We start from the raw sequence: 22,468 nt of genomic DNA, 5'->3' as shown, positions 1-22,468 counted from the left end.
TTCCTGGCGAAGAAAAACCCGCTAGAACGTGACAGTCTTTCAAAGGAATTTTGAAAATGCTGCGCCTCGACGACCTCAGCCTGTTCGTCTGCACTGCCGACCGGGGCAGCCTCTCCGCTGCGGCCCGCGAGCTGGACATTTCCCCGGCCGTGGCCAGCGCCGCCCTGAAGCGCCTGGAGGCGAAGCTGGAGACGCGCCTGCTGATCCGCTCCACCCGCAGCCTGCGCCTGACCCCTGAGGGCGAGCAGTTCCTGGTCCACGCCCGCGAGGCGCTGCGCAGCCTGGAGGAGGGCCGGCGGCAACTGGCCGGCGGCCGCGAGGGCATCAGCGGCACGCTGCAACTGTCGGCACCCTCGGACTTTGGCCGCAACGTGCTGCTGCCCTGGCTCGATGCCTTCCAGGCCGAGCACCCGCGCCTGGCCTTGCGGCTGTACCTGAGCGACCGCACCGCCGACCTGTACCGCCAGCCGGTGGACATCGCCCTGCGCTACGGCGAACCGGAAGACTCCAGCCTCGTCGCGCTGCCCATCGCCCCGGGCAACCGCCGGGTGCTCTGCGCCGCCCCAGAGTACTTCGCCCGCCACGGGCGCCCGGCCCAGCCGGAGGACCTGGCCGGGCACACCTGCCTGCTGTACCTGCTGGGCGGCCGCGCCCATGACCGCTGGAGCTTCGAGGACGGGCGCCGCACCCACCTGGTCAGCGTGGCGGGCGACCGCCTCTGCGATGACGCCGACGTGGTGCGGCGCTGGGCCGTGGCCGGGCGCGGGCTGACCTACAAGTCCTGGCTCGACGTGTCCGGCGATGTCGCCGCCGGGCGCCTGCAACTGGCCCTGGAGCGCTACCGCGGCGAACCCACGCCGCTGAACCTGGTGTGTGCCCACCGTGACCAGTTGGGCAAGCCGGTGAAGCTGTTGCGGGAGTTTCTCCGCGAGCGCTGCGACGAGCTGTTGCGCCGTGCGCCCTGGGCGCGCTGACGGAAAGCGCGCCAGCAGGGTTGATCGGCGCCCGGCTTCGGCTATCGTGGGCGCCTATGGGGCCCCTCTGAAAAAGCGACCTGAATGCGTTTTCGGAGGGGCCCTTTAGCGTCGCGAATACACCCACTGGGAGACCTCCTTGCTGCCACCCGATCCCCGCCCGCCATCGCAAGGTTCTCTGCTCGACCTGACGGCACACCGGCTCGGCTTCCAACTGCTGGTGGTCTTCGTCGGCTACCTGCTGCTCGCCCTGGGCGCGGCATGGCTGTCCCGCCAGCCGGGCACCCTCTCCACCCTGTGGTACGCCAACGCCTTTGGCATCGCCTTTCTGTGGAACCTTTCCCCGAGGCGTTGGCCTGCTCTGCTGGGGGTGATGGCCGGTGCCAATGTGCTGGCCGGCAGCCTGATCGGCGATTCGTTGCCAATGTCTGCCTGCTTCACCCTCGCCAACCTGCTGGAGATGAGTCTGGCCGCCTGGCTGTTGCGCCGCACCGGGGTGGCGACTCACATGGACCGCAGCCCCCTGGCCTTCCTGCGTTTCATCCTGCTCGGCGTGCTGGTGCCGCCGCTGTTCAGCGCGCCGCTGGCGGCCGGGCTGCTGCAATTGGCCGAGTACGGCAGCTTCTGGCGCACGGCACTGTCCTGGTATGAGAGTGCGGTGCTCGGCACCCTTTCGATCCTGCCGCTGGTGGTGCAGGTGCAGGTGCACGGCCTGCGCGCTTTGGACATCCGTCGTCGCCCTCGGGAGTTCGCTCTCTACACACTGGCGGTGCTGGTGATGACGCCACTGACGCTGCTCTACGTACCGTTTCCCTTTGTCTACCTGTCCCTGCCGTTGCTGCTGGCAGCGGCGCGGATGAGCTTTGGCGGCACCGCGCTGCTGGTGGGTTGCATGTCGGTGCTGGGTGGACTGGTGATCGCCGCCAGCGAGCTGGATGCGCCTCGGGCCGATGGCGTGGCGCGCGAGCTGTCGATCTACCTGCCGTTGCTGCTGTCGCTGCTGCCGCCGCTGCTGCTGGCCGCTGCGGTGGAGCAGGGGCGCCGGCGACGTCGGGCCCTGGCGGCCAGTGAGGCGCGCTTCCGCTCGGCCATGGACGAGTCCGCCATCGGCATGGCCCTGGTAGACCTGGACGGCCGCTGGCAGCGCGTCAACCGCGCGCTGTGCGAGATGCTCGACTACAACCGGGGCGACCTGCTGCGGCTGTCGTTCCGCGAGATTTCCCACCCCGACGACCTGCCCCAGGACCTGGCGTTGCTGGACGACCTGCTGGCCGGCCAGCGCACCAGCTACCGCCTGGAGAAGCGCTACCTGCGTCGCGACGGCCGAGAGCTGTGGGCGTTGCTGGCCGTATCGCTGGTGCGCGACGACGAAGGGTGGCCGGAATACTTCATCGCCCAGATCGAGGACATCGACCGTCGCAAGCGTGCCGAAGCCCGCGAGGCCGACCTGTTGCGGCGCTACTCCCTGGCCACCGAGGCCAGCGGCGTGGGGGTGTGGGAGTGGTACCTGGCCAGTGATCGCATCATGTGGGACGACAGCCTGTTCCGCCTCTACGGGATGACACCCCGCCCGGGGGCCGTCAGCTACGGCGACTGGGCGCGCTACCTGCACCCGGCGGATGCGCCGAGCGTGCACTGCCAGTTGCAGCAGGTGCGCCAGGGCCAGGAGCAGGCGGACATGGAGTTCCGTGTCATCCGTCAGGACGGCCAGGTGCGCGTGCTGCGCGCCCTCGGCAGCCTGGTGCGTGACGCCTCGGGCGAGCCGGAACGGATGGTCGGAACCTCCTGGGACGTGACCGAGCTGCGCCACCTGGCCGAGCGCCTGCGGGACGAGCGTGAGCGCCTGCAGGTGACCCTGGACTCCATCGGCGATGGCGTGGTGACCACCGACCTGCAGGGCCGGATCAACTTCCTCAACCCGGTGGCGGTACGCCTCAGTGGCTGGAGCAACGAGCGCGCCCTGGGCCAGCCCATCGAGACGGTCCTGCCCCTTGAGAACGACACGGGCGAGGTGCTGGAAAACCCGGTGCGGCAATGCCTGGAGCACGGCACCCACGCGAGCATTCCCGGTCTCTCTTCCCTGCGTCACCCGGCCGGCGGGCTGGTGGCGGTGCGCGGCCAGGCGGCGCCGATCCGCAGTGGCCAGGGCGAGCTGCTGGGCTGCGTGCTGGTGTTCACCGACGTCAGCGAGGCGCGGGCGATGCAGAAGCACCTGCGCTATGCCGCCACCCATGACGCACTCACTGCGCTGCTCAACCGCTCCGCCTTCGAGGACGCCCTGGCCGAGAGCTGCCACGACGCCGAGCAGAACGGCAGCCACAGCGTGCTCTGCTTCATCGACCTGGACCGCTTCAAGCAGGTCAACGACACCGCCGGCCATGCCGCCGGCGACGAGATGCTGCGGCGCATCGCCCGGCTGATGCAGTCCCAGGTGCGCAGCGGTGACGTGCTGGCGCGGCTGGGCGGCGACGAGTTCGCGCTGATCCTGCGCAACTGTCCGCTGGACCGCGCCCAGTTGCTGGGCAATCGGCTGATCGAGGCCATCACCCAGATGCCCTTCGAGTGGGAGGACCGGCCCTTTAGCGTCGGCGCCAGCCTGGGGCTGACGCGCATCCGCCCGGGCAACAGCGACCCCGAGCAACTGCTGCGCCAGGCGGACGCGGCCTGCTACCAGGCCAAGCGCTCGGGGCGTGGCTGCCTGGCCATCCATACGGGGTCCTCGGCAGGGGCCTAAGGCCAGGCACGCCCCACGCCTGACGCGCGCCCAGGTCGGCGACGGGTCCCCGCAGGTCGCATCCAGCCAATCGCCGTGCCGACCCGCCCTCCCATACTCGTGGCAGACACCGCACCGAGTCGCGAGGGACACCGCATGCACGCACCCGGACACACCGCCGCCGAGCGCCTGGAGCGCTTGCCCATCAGCGGTTACCACCGCCTCATCTTCCTGATCATCGCCCTGGCGTTCTTCTTCGACTCCATGGACCTGGCGATGATGACCTTCCTGCTCGGCTCGATCCGCACCGAGTTCGGCCTCAGCAGCGCCCAGGCCGGGATGCTCGCCAGCGCCAGCTTCGTCGGCATGGTGGTGGGGGCCTCGCTGTCGGGGATGCTCGCCGACCGCTTCGGCCGCAAGCCGGTGTTCCAGGGCAGCATCGTGCTCTGGGGGCTGGCCAGCTACCTGTGTTCCACCGCCCAGGATGTGGAGAGCCTGACGCTGTTCCGCATCCTCCTGGGGATCGGCATGGGCATGGAGTTCCCCATCGCCCAGTCGCTGCTCTCGGAGATGATCCCGGCCTCGCGGCGCGGTCGCTACATCGCCCTCATGGACGGCTTCTGGCCGCTGGGGTTCGTCAGCGCCGGGGTGCTCTCCTACCTGTTGCTGGAGCGCATCGGTTGGCGCGACATCTTCCTGGTGCTGGCCCTGCCAGCGGTATTCGTGCTGGTGATCCGCTTCTTCATCCCCGAGTCGCCCCGCTGGCTGGAGCAGGTGGGCCGGCTCAAGGACGCCGACCGCGTGTTGCGTGACATCGAGCGGCGGGTGGCCGCCTCCCTGGGCCTGGCGCAGTTGCCAGAGCCCGCGCGGCTGCCGCGCCAGGCGGCGCGGGCGCCGAGCCTGTTCGCGGCCTTTGGCGAGCTGTGGTCGCCGCGCTTCCGCCACCGCACGCTGATGATCTGGAGCCTGTGGTTCCTCGCCCTGCTGGGTTTCTACGGCCTCACTTCCTGGCTCAGCGCCTTGCTGCAGCAATCGGGGTTCGCGGTGACCCAGTCGGTCTACTACACGGTGCTGATCTCCCTCGGCGGCATCCCCGGCTTTCTCGTCGCCGCCTGGCTGGTGGAGCGCTGGGGGCGCAAGCCCACCTGCGTGATGACGCTGCTGGGCGGCGGCGTCATGGCCTTCTGCTACGGGCAGAGCGCGGTGTTCGGCGGCAACCAGGCGCTGCTGATCGGCACCGGCCTGGCCATGCAGTTCTTCCTCTTCGGCATGTGGGCGGTGCTCTACACCTGGACCCCGGAGCTGTACCCCACCTCGGCACGGGCCACCGGCTCGGGCTTCGCCTCGGCCGTCGGACGCATCGGCTCGCTGCTGGGGCCGACCCTGGGTGGGCTGCTGATCCCGCTGGCGGGGCAGGTCGGGGTATTCGCCCTCGGGGCGCTGTGCTTCGGCCTGGCCGCGCTGGTGGTGGCGCTGTTCGGTGTGGAGACCCGTGGGCAGACCCTGGAGGCGCTGTCCGGGGAGGATGGCTGAACGGACGAAGCGCCTTTTGTTGACGCGCGGGTCAAGTTAGAATGCGCGCCGCTATGGCATAGGGCCATGGCATGGGTTCCCTCACCCCATCAGCCAAAAAGGATGACCTCCAATGTCCGTCGCGTTTCCCGCGGCCTGGCGCCCTGCGCTGGCCGGCCTGATCGTTTTCCACATCCTCATCATCATCGCCAGCAACTACCTGGTGCAGTTGCCCATGACCCTGTTCGGCTGGCAGACCACCTGGGGCGCCTTCAGCTTCCCGTTCATCTTCCTCGCCACCGACCTCACGGTGCGGCTGATGGGCAAGCAGGCGGCGCGGCGGGTCATCGCCCGGGTCATGGTGCCGGCGCTGGCGGCCTCCTACGTCGTCTCGGTGCTGTTCCAGGATGCGGCGTTCCAGGGCTTCGGCGCCCTGGGCGAATTCAACCTGTTCGTCGCCCGCATCTCCCTGGCGAGCTTCCTCGCCTACGTGCTCGGGCAGGTGCTGGACATCCAGGTGTTCGACCGCCTGCGCAAGATGCGCCAGTGGTGGATCGCCCCGGTGGTCTCCACCATCGCCGGCAACCTGCTGGACACCTTCACCTTCTTCTCCGTCGCCTTCTGGCAGAGCGACAACCCCTTCATGGCCGAGCACTGGGTGGAGATCGCCACCGTCGACTACGGCGTGAAGCTCGGCGTCAGCCTGCTGCTGTTCGTACCGTTGTACGGCGTGCTGCTCGCCGGCATCCTCCGCGCCATCACTCCCCGCAGCGAACGCACCGCCTGATATCCCCTGCCGGTGTATCGGCGGACATCCACCCAGGGTGTCGCCGGCGGTTCCGCTTCAGCCCACCGCTCTCCCATGTCCACGCGCAAGAAGGGCCGCATCGCGGCCCTTTTCGTTCACTTCACCAGCCGTGCATCCAGGCTGTTCTGGGCCAGGCGCCGGGCCTGGTCCTGGGTCATGCCGAGGTGTTCGTAAAGGGCGTGGAAGTTCTCGGTGACGTAGCCGCCGAAGTAGGCCGGGTCGTCGGAGTTCACCGTCACCTTCACGCCACGTTCGAGCATGTCGAGGATGTTGTGCTGGCTCATGTGGTCGAACACGCAGAGCTTGGTGTTGGACAGCGGGCAGACGGTCAGCGGGATCTGCTCGTCGATGATGCGTTGCATCAGGCGCTCGTCCTCGATGGCGCGCACGCCGTGGTCGATGCGCTGGATCTTCAGCAGGTCCAGGGCTTCCCAGATGTATTCCGGCGGGCCTTCCTCGCCGGCGTGGGCGACGGTGAGGAAGCCTTCGCTGCGGGCGCGGTCGAACACGCGCTGGAACTTGCTCGGCGGGTGACCTTGCTCGGAGCTGTCCAGGCCCACGGCGACGAAGGCGTCGCGGAAGGGCAGGGCCTGGTCGAGGGTCTTCTGCGCTTCGTCCTCGGAGAGGTGGCGCAGGAAGCTGAGGATCAGCCCGGAGCTGATGCCGAGCTGCGTGCGGCCGTCGTCCAGGGCGTGGCGGATGCCGTTCAGCACCACCTCGAAGGGGATGCCGCGATCGGTGTGGGTCTGCGGGTCGAAGAAGGGCTCGGTGTGGATCACGTTCTGCGCCTTGCAGCGCTGCAGGTAGGCCCAGGTCAGGTCATAGAAGTCCTGCTCGGTGCGCAGCACGTCGGCGCCCTGGTAGTACAGGTCGAGGAACTCCTGCAGGTTGTTGAAGGCGTAGGCGCTGCGCAGGCTCTCCACGTCGCCCCAGGGCAGGGCGACCTTGTTGCGTTCGGCCAGGGCGAACAGCAGCTCGGGCTCCAGGGAACCCTCCAGGTGCAGGTGCAGTTCGGCCTTGGGCAGGGCGTTGAGCCAGTCGTACATGGTGTTTTCTCGTGATCAGGCGGGGTTGTGGCGGGCAAGTTTAACTTCCCGGACAGGTTTTCGCCGTACCCGCGCCCGAACGTCAGGGCCGCGCGGTACGGCCCCTGACGAATGGCTCTTTTACTCCGAGGGCCGGCCTCTGTTCAGGCTGTCTCCTGCCGCCGGTAGGCGTAGGTGTCGGCGAAGCGCGCGAGCAGGTACTCGGCGCTGGTCACCGGTGGGTACTTCGGCGGGTTGTCGGCGCTGGAGCAGTTGGGTAGGCAACTGATCTCGGTGTACCGGTGGTTGCTCCAGCGCGCCATCATGTCGCCGATGTTGACCACGAAGCTGCCGGGGATCGGTGGGGCGTCGATCCACTCCCCGCGCACGGGGAGAGGGCAGGGCTTACTTCGGCAGTTCTGCCTTGATGCCTTCGACGTAGTAGTTCATGCCCGCCAGGTCGGCGTTGGTGGCGACCACGCCGTCGGCCAGCTTGAGGGCGCCGCTCTGGTCCTTGATCGGGCCGGTGAAGGGGTGGAACTCGCCGCTCTTGATGCGGGCGATGATTTTCTCCGCCTCGGCCTTCACGTCGGCTGGCACCAGGTCGCTGATGGGCAGTTGGAGGGTGTCTTCGGCCAGGCCGCCCCAGTAGTCCTGGGATTTCCAGGTGCCGGCCATCACGCCTTCGGCGGCCTGGATGCAGTGCGGGCCCCAGTTGTTGACGATGGAGGTGAGCACGGCCTTGGGCCCGAAGTGCGCCATGTCCGAGGCGTAGCCCACGGAGTACACACCACGGCGCTCGGCGGCCTGGATGGGCGCCGGGCTGTCGGTGTGCTGGAAGACCACGTCCACGCCCTGGTCGATCAGCGCGTTGGCGGCGTCGGCTTCCTTGCCCGGGTCGAACCAGGAGTTGACCCAGACCACCTTGATCTCGGCCTGCGGGTCGTACTTGTTCAGCGCCAGCTGGATGGCGTTGATGTCGCGGATCACTTCCGGGATGGGGAAGGAGGCGATGTAGCCGATCTTGTGGCTCCTGGTCATCTTCGCGGCGAGGAAGCCGCCGACGTAGCGGCCTTCATAGGAGCGCGACAGGTAGGTGCCGAGGTTCTTGTCCTGCTTGTAGCCAGTGGCGTGCTCGAAGGTGACCTTGGGGAACTGCTTGGCCACCTTGGCGGTGGGGTTCATGTAGCCGAAGGAGGTGGTGAAGATCAGGTCGTAGCCGCCCTTGGCCATGTTGCGGATGACCCGCTCGGCGTCGGCGCCCTCGGCCACGTTTTCCACATAGGTGGTCTCCACCCTGTCGCCCAGCTTGGCCACCAGGGCCTTGCGGCCTTCCTCGTGCTGGTAGGTCCAGCCGTGGTCGCCGATGGGGCCGACGTAGACGAAGCCGACCTTCAGCGGGTCGGCGGCGGAGGCGCCGAGGGTGGCGCTGAAACCGATGGCGGTGACGAGCGTGCGCAGCAGGTTCTTCTTGGAATCGAACATGGGGGATGGGGCTCCTGGTCTGTTGTTCTGTGCTGTGCCCTGTGGGCTGACCAGGCGATTGCAAAAAGTTGACCAACTGGACAGGCAGCGCGCAAAGCCCCGTACCAGGCCGGTTGATGCAGGCGGGCGGCGCCGTCCGCGAGCGCGGATGGTGCACGGCGGTGCGGCCGCGCCGCCTGCTGGTGCGTTACCAGGGCAGGGTCTGGCCCTTGTAGTCGAGGTAATGCTGCCCGCCGCGACCGGCGTGGGCTTCGATCTGACGTAGGAGGCCGGCGGTGCTGGTCTCCACGTCGATGTCGGCAGCGTCGCCGCCCATGTCGGTCTTCACCCAGCCCGGGTGCAGGTTGAGCACGGTGGGGCGCGGGCCCAGCCATTCCGCCAGCAGACTGCGGGTGAGGGAGTTGAGCGCGGCCTTGCTGGCGCGGTAGAGCGCCAGGCCGCCGCTGTCGTTGCCGGCCACGCTGCCGAGGGTGGAGCTCATGAAGGCCAGGGTGCCGCCGTCACGCAGTTGGCCCTTGAGGCGCTCGGCCAGGCGCACCGGGGCGACGGCGTTGGTCAAGAACAGTTGGGCGACCTCGGCTTCGCTGGCCTGGCTGGCCGACTGGTGGGTGGGGCCGGAGATACCGGCGTTGACCAGGATGAGGTCGAAGCGGCGCCCTCCCAGCCGGCGGGCCAGGGCGTCCTGGCTGTCGGTATCGGTCAGTTCCAGGGTGGCCAGCTCGACGCCGGGCAGGGCGGCCAGTTCAGCGGCGCGGACCGGGTCGCGCACGGTGGCGGTGACCTGCCAGCCGGCGCCGAGCAGTTGGCGTACCAGGCCCAGGCCGATGCCGCGGGATGCCCCGATGACCAGGGCGGCGTGTGGGGTACTCATGGGCGGTCCTCCTTCGGATGAGGGGGCCAGCCTACTCGTTTTCGCCGGCTCCGGCGCTCTAGCTGGTGCCGGCCAGGGCGTCGAGGAAGCTTTCCAGCACCAGGTGCGGGCGCCGGCCCTTGCGGGTCACGGTGGCCAGGCTGAGGTCGTAGAAGCGGCTCGTCGGCTTGAGGGCGCGCAGGCGGCCCTGTTGCACCCAGAAGGTGGCGTAGTGGTCCGGCAGGTAGCCGATGTAGCGCCCGGTGAGGATGAGGAAGGCCATGCCTTCGCGGTCCGATGCACTGGCGGTGCAGTTCAGCGCCTGGTACAGGGCCTGGATCTCGGCGGGCAGACGGAAGGTGGGGGCGATGGCTTCCTGCTCGTTGAGGCGCGTATCGCTGACCTGTGCATCGTCGGCATAGAACAGCGGGTGGCCGACCGCGCAGTAGAGCAGCGAGCGCTCCTCGTACAGCGGCTGGTACTCCAGGCCGGAGAGCGCCGCCGTCTGCGGCACCACGCCGACGTGCACGCGGCCGTCCAGCACCCCTTGCTCCACCTCGCTGGGGGGCGTCATGCGGATGTTGATCACCACGTCGGGGCCGCGCTCCTTGAGCCGCGCCAGGGCGTGGGTGATACGCATGTGCGGCAGGGTGACGAGGTTGTCGGTGAGGCCGATGTTCAGCTCGCCGCGCAGGTGCTGGTGCAGGCCGTTGACCTCGGTGCGGAAGGTCTCCAGGGAGGCCAGCAGCTGCTGGGTGGACTGGTACACCTCGCGGCCTTCCTCGGTCAGTGCGAAACCGGCCCGACCGCGCTGGCACAGGCGCAGGCCGAGGCGCTGCTCCAGGTCGCTCATCTGCTGGCTGATGGCCGAGCGGCCGATGCCCAGCACCGTTTCCGCAGCGGAGAAACCGCCGCACTCGACCACGCTGCGGAAGATCCGCAGCAGGCGGATATCGAAGTCACTGACCTGGCCGAGAGGCTCCGGGCGGCGGGTGCTCATTGTTTAGTGAACCCTGAAGTGAAGTTTTCAAAAGTTGGATTTTCCTGACTTTATGCCCGTGGCAATGTCGACTGCAAGAACCCCTCGGTTCCACCCATGACCTGAATTGCGAGGCAGACAGGAATGAACATGCCGCAGACCACCACCCCGTCCCTGGCCAGCCAACTGAAGCTGGATGCCCACTGGATGCCCTTCTCCGCCAATCGCAACTTCCAGCGCGATCCCCGCCTGATCGTCGCCGCCGAAGGCAGTTGGCTGATCGATGACAAGGGCCGTCGCATCTACGACAGCCTGTCGGGCCTGTGGACCTGCGGTGCCGGTCACTCCCGCAAGGAAATCCAGGAAGCCGTGGCCAAGCAACTCGGCACCCTCGACTACTCCCCCGGCTTCCAGTTCGGCCACCCGTTGTCCTTCAAGCTGGCCGAGAAGATCGCCAGCCTGACCCCCGGCGAGCTGAACCACGTGTTCTTCACCGGCTCCGGCTCCGAGTGCGCCGACACCGCCATCAAGATGGCCCGTGCCTACTGGCGTCTGAAAGGCCAGCCGCAGAAGACCAAGCTGATCGGCCGTGCCCGTGGCTACCACGGCGTGAACGTCGCCGGCACCGCCCTGGGCGGCATCGGCGGCAACCGCAAGATGTTCGGCCAGCTGATGGACGTCGACCACCTGCCCCACACCCTGCAGCCGGGCATGGCCTTCACCAAGGGCATGGCCGCCACCGGTGGCGTGGAGCTGGCCAACGAACTGCTCAAGCTGATCGAACTGCACGACGCCTCCAACATCGCCGCCGTGATCGTCGAGCCGATGTCCGGTTCCGCCGGGGCCATCGTCCCGCCGGTGGGCTACCTGCCGCGCCTGCGCGAGATCTGCGACCAGCACAACATCCTGCTGATCTTCGACGAAGTGATCACCGGCTTCGGCCGCATGGGCACGTGGACCGGCGCCGAGTTCTTCGGTGTGACCCCGGACCTGATGAACGTCGCCAAGCAGATCACCAACGGTGCCATCCCGCTGGGCGCGGTGATCGCCACCCGCGAGATCTACGAGACCTTCATGAACCAGGCCACCCCGGAGTACGCGGTGGAGTTCACCCACGGCTACACCTACTCCGGTCACCCGGTTGCCTGCGCTGCCGGCCTGGCTGCCCTGGAGGTGCTGGAGAAGGAGAACCTCATCCAGCAGTCCGCCGAACTGGCCCCGCATTTCGAGAAGGCCCTGCACGGCCTGAAGGGCGCCAAGCACGTGGTCGACATCCGCAACTGCGGCCTGGCCGGTGCCCTGCAGATCGCCCCGCGTGACGGCGACGCCATCGTCCGTCCGTTCGAGGCCGGCATGGCCCTGTGGAAGGCCGGCTTCTACGTCCGCTTCGGCGGCGACACCCTGCAGTTCGGGCCCACCTTCAACGCCAAGCCGGAAGACCTCGACCGCGTGTTCGACGCCGTCGGCCAGGCCCTGCAAGGCGTCGCCTGATGAGCGTGCGCCCGCAGGCCGTGCCCACCGTGCAGGTGGACAATGCCGAGGTGATCGTCACCGAGTGGCGCTTCGCCCCGGGCGCCGAGACCGGTCGCCATCGGCATGGCTACGATTACGTGGTCGTGCCCATGACCGACGGCACCTTGCTGCTGGAAACCCCGGAGGGCGAGAAGCTCGCCCCCCTGGTGGCCGGGCAGGCCTACTTCCGCAAGGCTGGCGTCGAGCACAACGTGATCAACGCCAGCGGCCACGACGTGGTCTTCGTGGAAACCGAACTCAAGTAATGCACGGTCCGCAGCACCCGCCGCGGACCCACCGGACAAGAACCTGCAAGAGACCCCACCCATGAGCCTCATCCCGCACCTGATCAAGGGCGAACGTGTCGCCGACCAAGGCCGCACCGCCGACGTGTTCAACCCGTCCACCGGCGAAGCCATCCACAAGGTCGGCCTGGCCAGCCGCGAAACCCTGCAGAAGGCCATCGACGCCGCCAAGGCCGCCTTCCCCGCCTGGCGCAACACCCCGCCGGCCAAGCGCGCCCAGGTGCTGTTCCGCTTCAAGCAACTGCTGGAGCAGAACGAGGCCGAGATTTCCCGCCTGATCAGCCAGGAGCACGGCAAGACCCTCGAAGACGCCGCCGGTGAACTCAAGCGCGGCATCGAGAACGTCGAATACGCCTGCGCCGCCCCCGAGATCCTCAAGGGCGAGTACAGCCGCAACGTCGGCCCGAACATCGATGCCTGGAGCGACTTCCAGCCGATCGGCGTGGTCGCCGGCATCACCCCGTTCAACTTCCCGGCCATGGTGCCGCTGTGGATGTACCCGCTGGCCATCGCCTGCGGCAACACCTTCATCCTCAAGCCCTCCGAGCGCGACCCCAGCTCCACCCTGTTCATCGCCGAACTGTTCGAGCAGGCCGGCCTGCCCAAGGGCGTGCTGAACGTGGTGAACGGCGACAAGGAGGCCGTGGACGGCCTGATCGAAGCGCCGGAAGTGAAGGCCATCAGCTTCGTTGGCTCCACCCCCATCGCCGAGTACATCTACAGCGAAGGCACCAAGCGCGGTAAGCGCGTCCAGGCCCTGGGCGGCGCCAAGAACCACGCCGTGCTGATGCCCGATGCCGACCTCGACAACGCCGTCAGCGCGCTGATGGGCGCCGCCTATGGCTCCTGCGGCGAGCGCTGCATGGCCATCTCCGTGGCCGTGTGCGTGGGCGACCAGATCGCCGATGCACTGGTGGAGAAGATCGTTCCGCAGATCAAGGGCCTGAAGATCGGCGCCGGCACCACCTGCGGCCTGGACATGGGCCCGCTGGTCACCGCCGCCGCCCGCGACAAGGTGGTCGGCTACATCGACGACGGCGTTGCAGCCGGCGCCAAGCTGGTGGTGGACGGCCGTGGCTACCGCGTCGCCGGTCATGAAGACGGCTACTTCGTCGGCGGCACCCTGTTCGACAACGTCACCGCCGACATGCGCATCTACCAGGAGGAGATCTTCGGCCCGGTGCTCTGCATCGTCCGCGTCGGCAGCCTGGAAGAAGCCATGCAACTGATCAACGACCACGAGTACGGCAACGGCACCTGCATCTTCACCCGCGACGGTGAAGCCGCCCGCCTGTTCTGCGACGAGATCGAAGTGGGCATGGTCGGCGTCAACGTGCCGCTGCCGGTCCCGGTCAGCTACCACAGCTTCGGCGGCTGGAAGCGTTCCCTGTTCGGCGACCTGCACGCTTACGGCCCGGACGGCGTGCGCTTCTACACCCGCCGCAAGGCCATCACCCAGCGCTGGCCGCAGCGCGCCAGCCACGAGGCCGCGCAGTTCGCGTTCCCCAGCAACGGCTGATCCGTACAGGCAAGGGGGCATGACCGGTGACGGTCATGCCCCTTTTTCTTTTACCCACTCTCAGAGGACCCGCTCCGCTGTCGAACCGACTGTCATTGCCCTTCCAGATGACAGCGACACCAAGAACAATCAGAGAAGGAATCGCCCATGCCCTCTTCACCGCTCCTCGCCTCGCAACTGCCCCGCGACACCTCCACGGCCCTCGCGCCCGGTCTCAAGCAACGCCACGTCACCATGCTCTCCATCGCCGGGGTGATCGGCGCCGGCCTGTTCGTCGGCTCCGGCCACGCCATCGCCGCCGCCGGCCCGGCCGTGCTCCTGGCCTACCTGTTCGCCGGCACCCTGGTGGTGCTGGTGATGCGCATGCTCGGGGAGATGGCCGTCGCCTCGCCCGACACCGGCTCCTTCTCCACCTACGCCGACCGTGCCATCGGGCGCTGGGCCGGCTTCACCATCGGCTGGCTCTACTGGTGGTTCTGGGTGCTGGTCATCCCGTTGGAGGCCATCGCCGCGGCGGCCATCCTCAACGCCTGGTTCCCCGCCATCGACACCTGGATGTTCGCCCTGCTGGTGACCCTGGCGCTGACCGTCACCAACCTGTTCAGCGTGGCGCGCTACGGCGAGTTCGAGTTCTGGTTCGCCCTGCTCAAGGTGCTGGCGATCATCGCCTTCATCGTGCTGGGCGCCGTGGCCCTCGCCGGTGGCCTGCCGGAGCGCGAGGTGAGCGGCCTGGGACACCTGATGGCAACCCATGGCGGCTTCCTGCCCAACGGCTATGGCGCCGTGGTCGGGGCCCTGCTCACCACCATGTTCAGCTTCATGGGCACCGAGATCGTCACCATCGCCGCCGCCGAGTCGCAGAACCCGGCCCGGCAGATCACCCGCGCCACCCGCTCGGTGATCTGGCGCATCGGCCTGTTCTACCTGGTGTCGATCTTCCTCGTCGTCTCCATCGTGCCGTGGAGCGACCCGCAGCTCGCCGAAGTGGGCTCCTACCAGCGCGCCCTGGAACTGCTGGCCATCCCCCACGCCAAGCTGATCGTCGACCTCGTCGTGCTGGTGGCCGTCGCCAGTTGCCTCAACTCGGCGATCTACACCGCCTCGCGCATGGTCTTCTCCCTGGCACGCCGGGGCGACGCGCCCGAGCGCCTGCAGCGCACCAACGCCAGCCAGGTGCCCCGTGCCGCCGTCCTGGCCAGCACCGCCGTGGGCTTCCTCACCACGGTGCTGAACTACTTCGCGCCGGAGAAGGTGTTCGCCTTCCTCCTCGCCTCCTCGGGGGCGGTGGCGCTGCTGGTCTACCTGGTCATCGCCGTGTCCCAACTGCGCATGCGCCGCCAGTTGCAGCAGACCGGGGATTCGCCGGAGTTCCGCATGTGGCTGTACCCCTGGCTGACCTGGGCGGTGATCCTGTTCATCAGCGTCGCCCTCATCACCATGCTGGCCATGCCCGCCCACCGGCAGGAAGTGCTGGCCACGGCCCTGCTCAGCGTCCTCATCGTCTGCCTCGGGCTGCTCAATGCCCGGCGCAAGCGGCGCATCGAGGCCGGCATCCCCGCCAGCGCCTGACGGGCCGCCAGGCGTGCAACGCAAAAGCCCCGGCATGGCCGGGGCTTTTGCATTCAAAGGGGCGTTTCAGCGCTCCCCGGATCGGGTCTCCGCCATGTCCCCGCCGCCTGCCCAGTCCCTGGGCAGTGCGCCGCTCTCCACATAGCGATGGAAGGATGACCACGGCCAGTCCACCACTCGCGCCACATGACCGTGCTTGCGCGGGTTGTGGTGGATGTAATCCACGTGCCGGGCGAAGTCGGCATCGTCGCGGATGCGGTGCTCCCAGAAGCGGCGTTGCCAGATGCCGCGCTCCCGGCGTTTTTGACGACTTGCTAGGGCAAGTCCGGCAGAAGTGCGTGGGAAAAATTACGCGAACTATGCAGCCGCATAATTTGTATTTCCGAATAGAAAGTTTGAGTCAAGAGAAAGGCCAGTCGAGATACTGGCCTTTTATCGTCGCCTTAGTGCTTTCAAAGACCTTTCAATAGTGTGAACTCAATAAACGCGGTATCTGCCTTGTTCACGATAAACCTCGCTTCCTTGAAGGCGTATTCGGTACCAGGGCGATAATCGAGTGTTACGTCTTGGCTAAGAGTTGGCTTTGAAAATCCACCCTGAGTGAATTCGCGGTATACGAATCGAATCTGTCCGGAAGACAAGCCAGAATAAATCAACACTTGTCTTGGGGTTTGGTGCTGGCCGTTATCAATATCTTCTTCGTAGTCCTCAAGGTTGAGTTTGACGGGCGTTTTGAGTGGGGCGGTATAGAAGGTGTTCTCATTGGACGGAAGCCAGCGCCAATAAATTCTGGTGGCGATATCAGGTGTTTCATTGGGGGCAAGTAGTCCGCCATATGCCTCTTTTCGAGCCAGACTGAAGAACGTACTCGGGTATTTGTAAAAATGCCCTGCACTAGAGCTTCCTTCCTTGGCGAGTCTTGCTGGCGTGAGCCGGAAGTCGAAGGTCTTCCATTTATGCATGACATGGGCAGAGGCATCTGAAGCCATGGTCGCGGTCTGGTGAGCGACCTTAGATGGCGTAATCGAGTATTCGCCAGCAGTCAGCATCTCCTCACCGACCGCAGCCTTGAGTTTAGTGGGTGATGTGAGGAGCTTCCCAGGAACCAACGTCCCTGTATAAGGCTCGGTTATCGATTCGTTCTTGATATCGCTGGCACAGCCTGACAGCAGAGCAGCAATAGCTACTGACGTCATGTATGCCTTGGGTAGTAGTGGGCGCATCGTTCTTTCCTTTGCTCTCCCCGAAAGAGGAGAGAACATACTGCGAACTGATGTCTAAGGGCTATTTTCTAAGCCGCAACGTGGCGGGGCGGTTCGCGGAACTCATTGCATTCGAAAGGGCCGGGCAGACCTCTCGTCAATCCGCTGCGGATTGGCTGCGGGCGAAGTCGATGATGGCCTGGATGGCGGCGCGGGCCTGGGGGCTGTTGTGCCAGCAGGTGGAGCCCATCATGCGGGCGATCTGCAGGGTCAGGTCGGCGGCTTCGCAGCGGGCCAGTTGCGCCAGGTCGCGGAAGCCGATCTGTTCCAGGCGGCTGACCACGGTGGGGCCGACGCCTTTGAGGGCTACCAGTTGGGCGCGGGTCTCGGAGGTGAAGCCTTGGGGTTCGCTCATGGTCGGGCCTCAGCTTTCTGGTTGCGGTGGGGGCGCGTTTTCCATCTCGGCAATGCGTTGGCGAATCCTCGCGAGGTCGCTGACCGGGATGACGAAGGTGAAGGCCCACATATCGCCCATCCGCTGCGCCTGGCGGGACCAGATGAAGACGACAGCAGCCGGTAGGCCGCCCAGCAGGAAGGGGTTGGTTTCCACCAGACGGAAAGCGCTGCGAATCAGCACCTGGGTGAGATGAGGCGGTTCGCCATTGGGGGCAATCACTCGAATACGGCAAATCCATTTCCCTGGGGTGAAGCCGCGCAGCAGCCACTCGCATAGCGGGAAGTACAGGGCCGCCGGCAGTATGGCGGCGAGCACCTGCCTGGTCGGCAGATAGAGGAGCGCGACCAGGCTGGCGATCAGGGCGATGTCGAGGGTGAAGGCAATGCCGCGCAAGAGCAGCATTCGGGTGCGGGAAACTTCCATGTCGGGTTAACCACAGGAGGATTGAAAGGTGCGCCAGCATAAACCAGAGCCCTCCTTCCGACTGTGATCTGAGCGTTCGGGCGGTGTACCGCTGCCCACAATTTCTGTGGGGCAAGCTGTGGATAACATTGGGGCGGATCGCTGCGGCCCCGGCCGCCCGTGGGGTTCAGGCGGCTGGTGGTTTTTCCGTCAGCCGCTGTACTCGCGGCACCAGGTTTCGCCGTATTCCGCGAGCAGGGCCTGGACCAGGCCGCGGGCCTTTGCGGCGTCGGCGAAGCGGAACAGCACCCAGACCAGGCTGCGTACCTGTTCGTCACGGGTCTTGTAGTGGGGGATGTCCTGCAGGGCGTCGGTGGCCTGCTGGAACCAGGCGAACAGCAGGCGCTGGTCGGCGTCGTCGGCCCCGAACAGGAAGATGAACAGCACGCCGATGAAGGCGAGGCTGAAATCCAGGTTGTCGCGGTCGAAGGCCAGCCGGGCGAACGGCACCGCCTGCAGCACGCGGGTGATTTCGCTGTGCAGCCAGGCGTCCTCGCCGAATTCGGCCTTGAGCTTGGCGGCCTTGGCCAGCATGCCGGGCTGATGGGCGAAGCGGCCGACCTGGGCGAGCAGGGCCAGGCGGCGGGCGTGGGCCTCCAGGGTCATCTCGCCGCCGAACAGCAGGACCATCTCCCAGCGTTTGAGGCGGCAGCGCGGGTAGCCGTGTTCGGCCAGCACCCGGGCCGCGTCGGTCGCTGCGGTGGTGAGCAGGTCGAGATGGCGCTGGCTCTCGGCAGGCGGTGTGCCGCCGTTCAACAGCAGGTGGTAGTAGAAGGCCCGTAGGGTGGCGTCATCGAGCTCCTTCGGCGGCTTCTTCACCAGCGGGGTGATGCTCGGGTGGTGGCTGCAGTAGTAGGCGTTGGAGCTGTTGGCGGCGGCGAAGTCGGCTTCGCCGGAGGCGATGAACTGCTGGATGATTTCCGTCTTGCTGGACATGGGCATTCCCCGGTTGGCGGCGCCTCGCAGCATAGAGGGCCTATCGGGGCATTTCTGCGGGGGCGGTGGCGTTCCCTGCAGGCGGTGGCTCGGCGGCGCTGGTTTTTCAACGGACGCTGTGCGCAAATGCCCGCCGGTTTCCCTTTCACGACGACCCCTGTCATGCGCAAGGCCGATCGCCTGTTCCAGGTGGTGAACCTGATCCGTGCCCACCAGCCCATCAGCGCCCGACGCCTGGCGGAGCGCCTGGGCGTGTCGGTGCGGACCATCTACCGCTACGTGGACGACCTGTCCCTGAGCGGCATCCCGATCTACGGCGAGGCCGGCGTGGGCTATGCGCTGGACGAGCACTTCGAGCTGCCGCCGCTGGCGCTCAATGCCGATGAGCTGGACGCGCTGCTGCTGGGCGTCGAGCTGCTGTCGCGCACGGTGGGAGCGGAGATGGCCGGGGCGGCGCGCTCGTTGCTGAGCAAGATCCAGGCGGCGGTGCCGGCCCATGGGCTGGACCCGCAGGCGGCACCGGTGCGGGCCTTCGTCAGCCCCTTCACCCAGGAGCAGATGCGCCACTGGGATGCGCTGCGCCGGGCGATCCGCGACCGTGCGGCGCTGCGCATCGAGTACCTGAGCCTGGACGAGCGCGCCTCCCAGCGGGTGATCCAGCCGGTGGGGTTGTTCTACTGGGTGGGCAAGTGGACGGTGGCGGCCTGGTGCGACCTGCGCGGGGAATACCGCGACTTCCGCGTGGACCGCATTCAGGCACTGGCGCGCCTGCCCGCTGCCGCGCCCGCTGGCGAGGCGCCGAGCCTGGAGGCCTACATGCGCCAGCGCTGCGCGCCGGAGCCGGCCACTGACAGCACGCTGTCAGCAGGGGGCCTCTAGGCTGCGTCGTCCCACCCAGCGGAAGGCGATCAACATGCAAGAGTCATCGGTTCTGGAACTGGTGCTGTTCACCACCAAGCCCGGTCGCGAGGCGCGGGTGGCGGAGCTGCGCGAACAGGTGCGCGAGGCGCTGCGGGATTTCGAGGGCTTCATCGGCCTGCGCGGCCTGGCCGCCGTCGAGGGCGCGCCGGTCTACGCCGACCTGGTGGAGTGGACCTCCCACGAGCAGGCCCTGGCTGCCGCGCGGGCCTTCAGCGAGCGTGACCTGCGCTTCCAGCCCTACCTGCGGGAGATCCAGGAAGTGATCTTCATGGGGCACTTCAGCCCGGCGTAGCCACCAGCAGGCCGGCCAGGCGCTGATGCAGGGCGGCCAGGTCGTCATCACGCAGCGCCAGGCGGAATTCGTGCTGCAGCACCTCCAGCAGCGCGTCCGGGTCGGTGAGGGTGTGTTGGTGTGCCTGGCCATCGGGCGTGCGGCGGGTGAACAGGCCGTTGCGCAGGGTCAGGCGCTGCCCGGGCTCGGTGCGGGCGGCCACCAGCATCTGGCAGAACAGGCTGTCCGGGTGGGTGGAGGTGTACCAGTTGCGCGGGGTGAAATCGATCCAGGGCTGGGGCTGCAGGTCGAAGTGGTAGACCGGCAGCCAGGCGTCGCCGATGCGGGTCTCCAGGTGGTAGTCGCCCTGTGTCTCGCTCGGCGTCAGCAGTCGGAAGGGCAGGTCGCCCAGGCCCTCACGGCCTTCCAGGGGCAGGGCGCGGGTCGGGTTGGCGGAGCCGAAGCCGACATCGGCGAGGCAGGCACCGTCGGCCAGGTCGATGCGCAGCATCAGGTGCGAGGTGAGGGTCAGCGGCGCCTCGGCGGGCAGCCCCCAGCGCACCCGTGCCACCAGCGGCGTGACGCGGAAGCCCAGGCTCATCAGCAGCCGGCCGAACAGGCCGTTGAGTTCGAAGCAGTAACCACCCCGGCCGTGCTCCACCACCTTGGCGAAGACCCGCTCGGCGTCGATGTGGATGGGCCGCGCCAGCAGCACGTCGAGGTTCTCGAAGGCCACCCGCGCCAGGTGCGCGCCGATCAGGGCATCCAGGGCCTGCCGATCCAGGCGTTGCGGTGCGGGAAGGCCGATATGGGCGAGGTAGGCGCGGGTCTGGTCGGGGGTGAGCGGGTGCATGCCGGGCTCCATGGGCGTGACCCGAGGATGCTAGCAGAGCGCCGTGAACCTGCCGCTTGTTCTGGTTATGAAACGGGGCTGTGGAATATACGCAACGTTCAGCGTCAAATTGTCTGACAAAGCTCTGGATTATCAAGGGCTTGTACATTTCCTACGACTTTCGTTTGTCGCTTTTTGCGATCACAAGACGTGTATCTGTTTGACATATTTGACGGGTTTGGCAGACTGCTCGCCCGTTGCGGCAGGTGGCCACGACCCCGGCAAGGCATGCGCCTTCAGGGTGTCGCTCGCCGGTTGTGACGCGCCACGAAAACAAAAATTCTGTCAGTCCCGGCGGCCTCGCGGGCCCAGCCCACGCCGGATGACGGGCGAGCCACTGGTATTCATCCCATGCTGATCTGGTTTGTTGCGGTCTACCTGCTGATCACCGTCGGTGTCGGCTTCTACGCATCCACTCGCGTCAAGAACTCCAAGGATTTCGCCGCCGGCGGCAGGAGCATGTCCTTCCCCCTGGTCGCGGCGATGGTGTTCGCCACCTGGTTCGGTTCCGAAGCCCTGCTGGGCATCCCCGCCACCTTCATCGAGGAAGGCTTCGCCGGCATCATCGAGGACCCGTTCGGTTCCTTCGGCTGCCTGATGCTGGTGGGCCTGATCTTCGCGCGCCCGCTGTACCGCATGAACCTGCTGACCATCGGTGACTTCTTCCGCAAGCGCTACGGTCCGCACGTCGAGATCTTCACCAGCCTGGTGATCATCGGTTCCTACCTGGGTTGGGTGGCGGCGCAACTGACCGCCCTGGGCGTGGTGTTCAACGTGCTCTCCGACGGCTCCATCAGCACCACCCAGGGCATGCTGATCGGCACCGGCATCGTGCTGCTCTACACCCTGTTCGGCGGCATGTGGTCGGTGGCGCTGACCGACTTCATGCAGATGATCATCATCGTGATCGGCCTGGTGTACCTGACCTGGCTGATCAGCGGCATGGCCGGCGGTGCCGACGTGGTGATCAGCCACGCTGCAGCCGAGGGCAAGTTCACCTTCATCCACGGTTTCGAGCCACGGGACATCGTCGCCTTCATCGCCGCCGCGGTGACCCTGATGCTGGGCTCCATCCCGCAGCAGGACGTGTACGCCCGCGTCATGTCGGCCAAGACCGAGAACATCGCTGCCCGCGCCTCCATGGCCGGCGCGGTGTTCTACCTGTCGTTCTGCATGCTGCCGCTGTTCCTCACCTACGCCGCTTCACTGATCGACCCGGCGATGGTGCAGAAGTGGCTGGCCGAAGACGCGCAGATGATCCTGCCGCACCTGATCATGGAGCGGACCCCGCTGTTCGCCCAGGTGATGTTCTTCGGCGCGCTGCTCTCGGCGATCATGTCCACCGCCTCGGGCACCCTGCTGGCGCCGTCGGTGACCTTCACCGAGAACATCCTGAAGAACTTCGTGCCGGCCATGAGCGACCGCCAGTTCCTGCTGGCCATGCGCGTGAGCGTGGTGCTGATGACCATCGCCACTTCGGTGTTCGCTCTGAACTCCAACGCCAGCATCTACGAGATGGTCGGCAACGCCTACAAGGTCACCCTGGTGGCCGCCGTGGTGCCGCTGTTCGCCGGGCTGTTCTGGAAGCGTGCGACCACCCAGGGTGCGCTGCTCGCCATTGCCTTCGGCCTGCTGAGCTGGATTTCCCTGGAACTGACCTACCAGGAAACCGACTTCTGGCCGCCGCAACTGGCCGGCCTGCTGATGAGCCTGCTGGGCATGGTGATCGGCTCGCTGATCCCGCAGTTCAGCCGCGACCGTGGCCAGAGCGTGCAGGGCATCACCGCCTCTGCATCGACCCGCGCCTGACCCCAGGCGCCCTCCCCGGACGGGGAGGGCGCTGCCTGCCCTTCCGCGTTACCTTCCCTTCCTCTTCGTACTGACTGACCCCGCGCCAGGCGGCGGACTCTGTGCTGCCCGGCGTGCGGCCGTGCGGCATCCATGCCCTGGATGGACCAGCGGGTGTGCGTGCGGGGGGAGTGTGGCGAAGGGAAGTGAAGAGCGGAGAGGGCGGGTGCCGGGACCCGAGGCGCGCCGGCTGGACGCCGGCGCGCGGAGGGATCAGAAGTGCAGCTT

General features: G+C 66.9%; 20 protein-coding genes and 2 pseudogenes. 11 read left to right on the top strand and 11 right to left on the bottom strand.

What is annotated here, in order from left to right:
- The first annotated feature begins 56 nt into the window (after positions 1 to 56).
- The 4 genes from A9G05_RS23225 (at position 57) to A9G05_RS23210 (ending at position 5,986) form a co-directional block, all read left to right on the top strand.
- Positions 57 to 974 (top strand): LysR family transcriptional regulator, encoded by a 918-nt coding sequence (locus tag A9G05_RS23225; RefSeq protein ID WP_069563202.1) that lies wholly within the window; start codon positions 57 to 59, stop codon positions 972 to 974.
- Positions 975 to 1,113: 139 nt separating this feature from the next.
- Complete coding sequence (locus A9G05_RS23220) at positions 1,114 to 3,708, top strand: PAS domain S-box protein (protein ID WP_069563201.1); 2,595 nt, start codon at positions 1,114 to 1,116, stop codon at positions 3,706 to 3,708.
- A gap of 135 nt (positions 3,709 to 3,843) precedes the next feature.
- On the top strand, positions 3,844 to 5,220 hold the full coding sequence (locus A9G05_RS23215) for an MFS transporter (RefSeq protein ID WP_069563200.1): 1,377 nt from the start codon (positions 3,844 to 3,846) through the stop codon (positions 5,218 to 5,220).
- Positions 5,221 to 5,332: 112 nt separating this feature from the next.
- A complete protein-coding gene (locus tag A9G05_RS23210; protein ID WP_069563199.1) occupies positions 5,333 to 5,986 on the top strand; it encodes a 7-cyano-7-deazaguanine/7-aminomethyl-7-deazaguanine transporter in 654 nt (217 codons plus the stop codon).
- Positions 5,987 to 6,102: 116 nt separating this feature from the next.
- On the opposite strand, the gene A9G05_RS23205 is transcribed toward A9G05_RS23210, so the two are convergent.
- From A9G05_RS23205 to A9G05_RS23185, 5 genes and pseudogenes are all read right to left on the bottom strand, one after another.
- Complete coding sequence (locus tag A9G05_RS23205; RefSeq protein ID WP_069563198.1) at positions 6,103 to 7,053, bottom strand: adenosine deaminase; 951 nt, start codon at positions 7,051 to 7,053, stop codon at positions 6,103 to 6,105.
- Between the two features lie 143 nt (positions 7,054 to 7,196).
- Positions 7,197 to 7,418: pseudogene (locus tag A9G05_RS23200) on the bottom strand (2OG-Fe(II) oxygenase family protein); the annotation flags it as partial.
- Between the two features lie 19 nt (positions 7,419 to 7,437).
- A complete protein-coding gene (locus tag A9G05_RS23195; RefSeq protein ID WP_069563196.1) occupies positions 7,438 to 8,517 on the bottom strand; it encodes a BMP family ABC transporter substrate-binding protein in 1,080 nt (359 codons plus the stop codon).
- A 187-nt stretch (positions 8,518 to 8,704) separates the two neighbouring features.
- On the bottom strand, positions 8,705 to 9,388 hold the full coding sequence (locus A9G05_RS23190; protein ID WP_069563195.1) for an SDR family oxidoreductase: 684 nt from the start codon (positions 9,386 to 9,388) through the stop codon (positions 8,705 to 8,707).
- A 58-nt stretch (positions 9,389 to 9,446) separates the two neighbouring features.
- Positions 9,447 to 10,367 (bottom strand): LysR family transcriptional regulator, encoded by a 921-nt coding sequence (locus A9G05_RS23185; protein ID WP_069563194.1) that lies wholly within the window; start codon positions 10,365 to 10,367, stop codon positions 9,447 to 9,449.
- 123 nt (positions 10,368 to 10,490) lie between these two features.
- Between A9G05_RS23185 and A9G05_RS23180 the strand changes: the two genes are divergently transcribed.
- The 4 genes from A9G05_RS23180 to gabP all read left to right on the top strand — a co-directional run bounded on the left by A9G05_RS23180 (position 10,491) and on the right by gabP (position 15,251).
- Entirely contained in the window at positions 10,491 to 11,837 is a 1,347-nt protein-coding gene (locus A9G05_RS23180; protein ID WP_069563193.1) for an aspartate aminotransferase family protein, read from the top strand.
- Positions 11,837 to 12,124, top strand: a complete 288-nt coding sequence (locus A9G05_RS23175) for a cupin domain-containing protein (RefSeq protein ID WP_069563192.1) — start codon at positions 11,837 to 11,839, stop codon at positions 12,122 to 12,124. The genes A9G05_RS23180 and A9G05_RS23175 overlap by 1 nt, the downstream gene beginning before the upstream one ends.
- A gap of 61 nt (positions 12,125 to 12,185) precedes the next feature.
- On the top strand, positions 12,186 to 13,682 hold the full coding sequence (locus A9G05_RS23170) for a CoA-acylating methylmalonate-semialdehyde dehydrogenase (protein WP_069563191.1): 1,497 nt from the start codon (positions 12,186 to 12,188) through the stop codon (positions 13,680 to 13,682).
- Positions 13,683 to 13,829: 147 nt separating this feature from the next.
- The gene (gene gabP / locus A9G05_RS23165; protein ID WP_069563190.1) at positions 13,830 to 15,251 is read left to right on the top strand and encodes a GABA permease; all 1,422 of its coding nucleotides are present in this window, start codon (positions 13,830 to 13,832) and stop codon (positions 15,249 to 15,251) included.
- 66 nt (positions 15,252 to 15,317) lie between these two features.
- On the opposite strand, the pseudogene A9G05_RS28225 reads toward gabP, so the two are convergent.
- The 5 genes and pseudogenes from A9G05_RS28225 to A9G05_RS23150 all read right to left on the bottom strand — a co-directional run.
- Positions 15,318 to 15,566: pseudogene (locus tag A9G05_RS28225) on the bottom strand (transposase); the annotation flags it as partial.
- Positions 15,567 to 15,703: 137 nt separating this feature from the next.
- Complete coding sequence (locus tag A9G05_RS27460) at positions 15,704 to 16,474, bottom strand: hypothetical protein (RefSeq protein ID WP_139131235.1); 771 nt, start codon at positions 16,472 to 16,474, stop codon at positions 15,704 to 15,706.
- A gap of 136 nt (positions 16,475 to 16,610) precedes the next feature.
- The gene (locus A9G05_RS23160; protein WP_069563189.1) at positions 16,611 to 16,868 is read right to left on the bottom strand and encodes a Pathogenicity locus; all 258 of its coding nucleotides are present in this window, start codon (positions 16,866 to 16,868) and stop codon (positions 16,611 to 16,613) included.
- Positions 16,869 to 16,877: 9 nt separating this feature from the next.
- Entirely contained in the window at positions 16,878 to 17,333 is a 456-nt protein-coding gene (locus A9G05_RS23155) for an RDD family protein (RefSeq protein ID WP_083272644.1), read from the bottom strand.
- A 189-nt stretch (positions 17,334 to 17,522) separates the two neighbouring features.
- On the bottom strand, positions 17,523 to 18,308 hold the full coding sequence (locus A9G05_RS23150) for a hypothetical protein (RefSeq protein ID WP_069563187.1): 786 nt from the start codon (positions 18,306 to 18,308) through the stop codon (positions 17,523 to 17,525).
- A gap of 162 nt (positions 18,309 to 18,470) precedes the next feature.
- On the opposite strand from A9G05_RS23150, the gene A9G05_RS23145 reads away from it, so the two are divergent.
- Complete coding sequence (locus tag A9G05_RS23145) at positions 18,471 to 19,187, top strand: YafY family protein (protein ID WP_069563186.1); 717 nt, start codon at positions 18,471 to 18,473, stop codon at positions 19,185 to 19,187.
- 34 nt (positions 19,188 to 19,221) lie between these two features.
- Positions 19,222 to 19,521, top strand: coding sequence for an antibiotic biosynthesis monooxygenase (locus A9G05_RS23140; protein WP_044412937.1), 300 nt, complete (start codon positions 19,222 to 19,224; stop codon positions 19,519 to 19,521).
- Here the strand turns inward: A9G05_RS23140 and A9G05_RS23135 are convergent.
- Complete coding sequence (locus tag A9G05_RS23135; RefSeq protein ID WP_069563185.1) at positions 19,508 to 20,353, bottom strand: arylamine N-acetyltransferase; 846 nt, start codon at positions 20,351 to 20,353, stop codon at positions 19,508 to 19,510. The two genes, A9G05_RS23140 and A9G05_RS23135, sit on opposite strands and share 14 nt — an antisense overlap.
- 390 nt (positions 20,354 to 20,743) lie before the next feature.
- Here A9G05_RS23135 and A9G05_RS23130 point away from each other — a divergent pair, with 390 nt between their 5' ends.
- A complete protein-coding gene (locus tag A9G05_RS23130; RefSeq protein WP_069563184.1) occupies positions 20,744 to 22,201 on the top strand; it encodes a sodium:solute symporter family protein in 1,458 nt (485 codons plus the stop codon).
- Positions 22,202 to 22,468 lie beyond the last annotated feature (267 nt).

Source organism: Pseudomonas sp. ENNP23 (assembly GCF_001728945.1).
Taxonomy (GTDB): domain Bacteria; phylum Pseudomonadota; class Gammaproteobacteria; order Pseudomonadales; family Pseudomonadaceae; genus Metapseudomonas; species Metapseudomonas otitidis.
The sequence above is the reverse complement of the archived record's forward strand: the minus strand, read 5'-3'. Positions and strand labels throughout refer to the sequence as shown.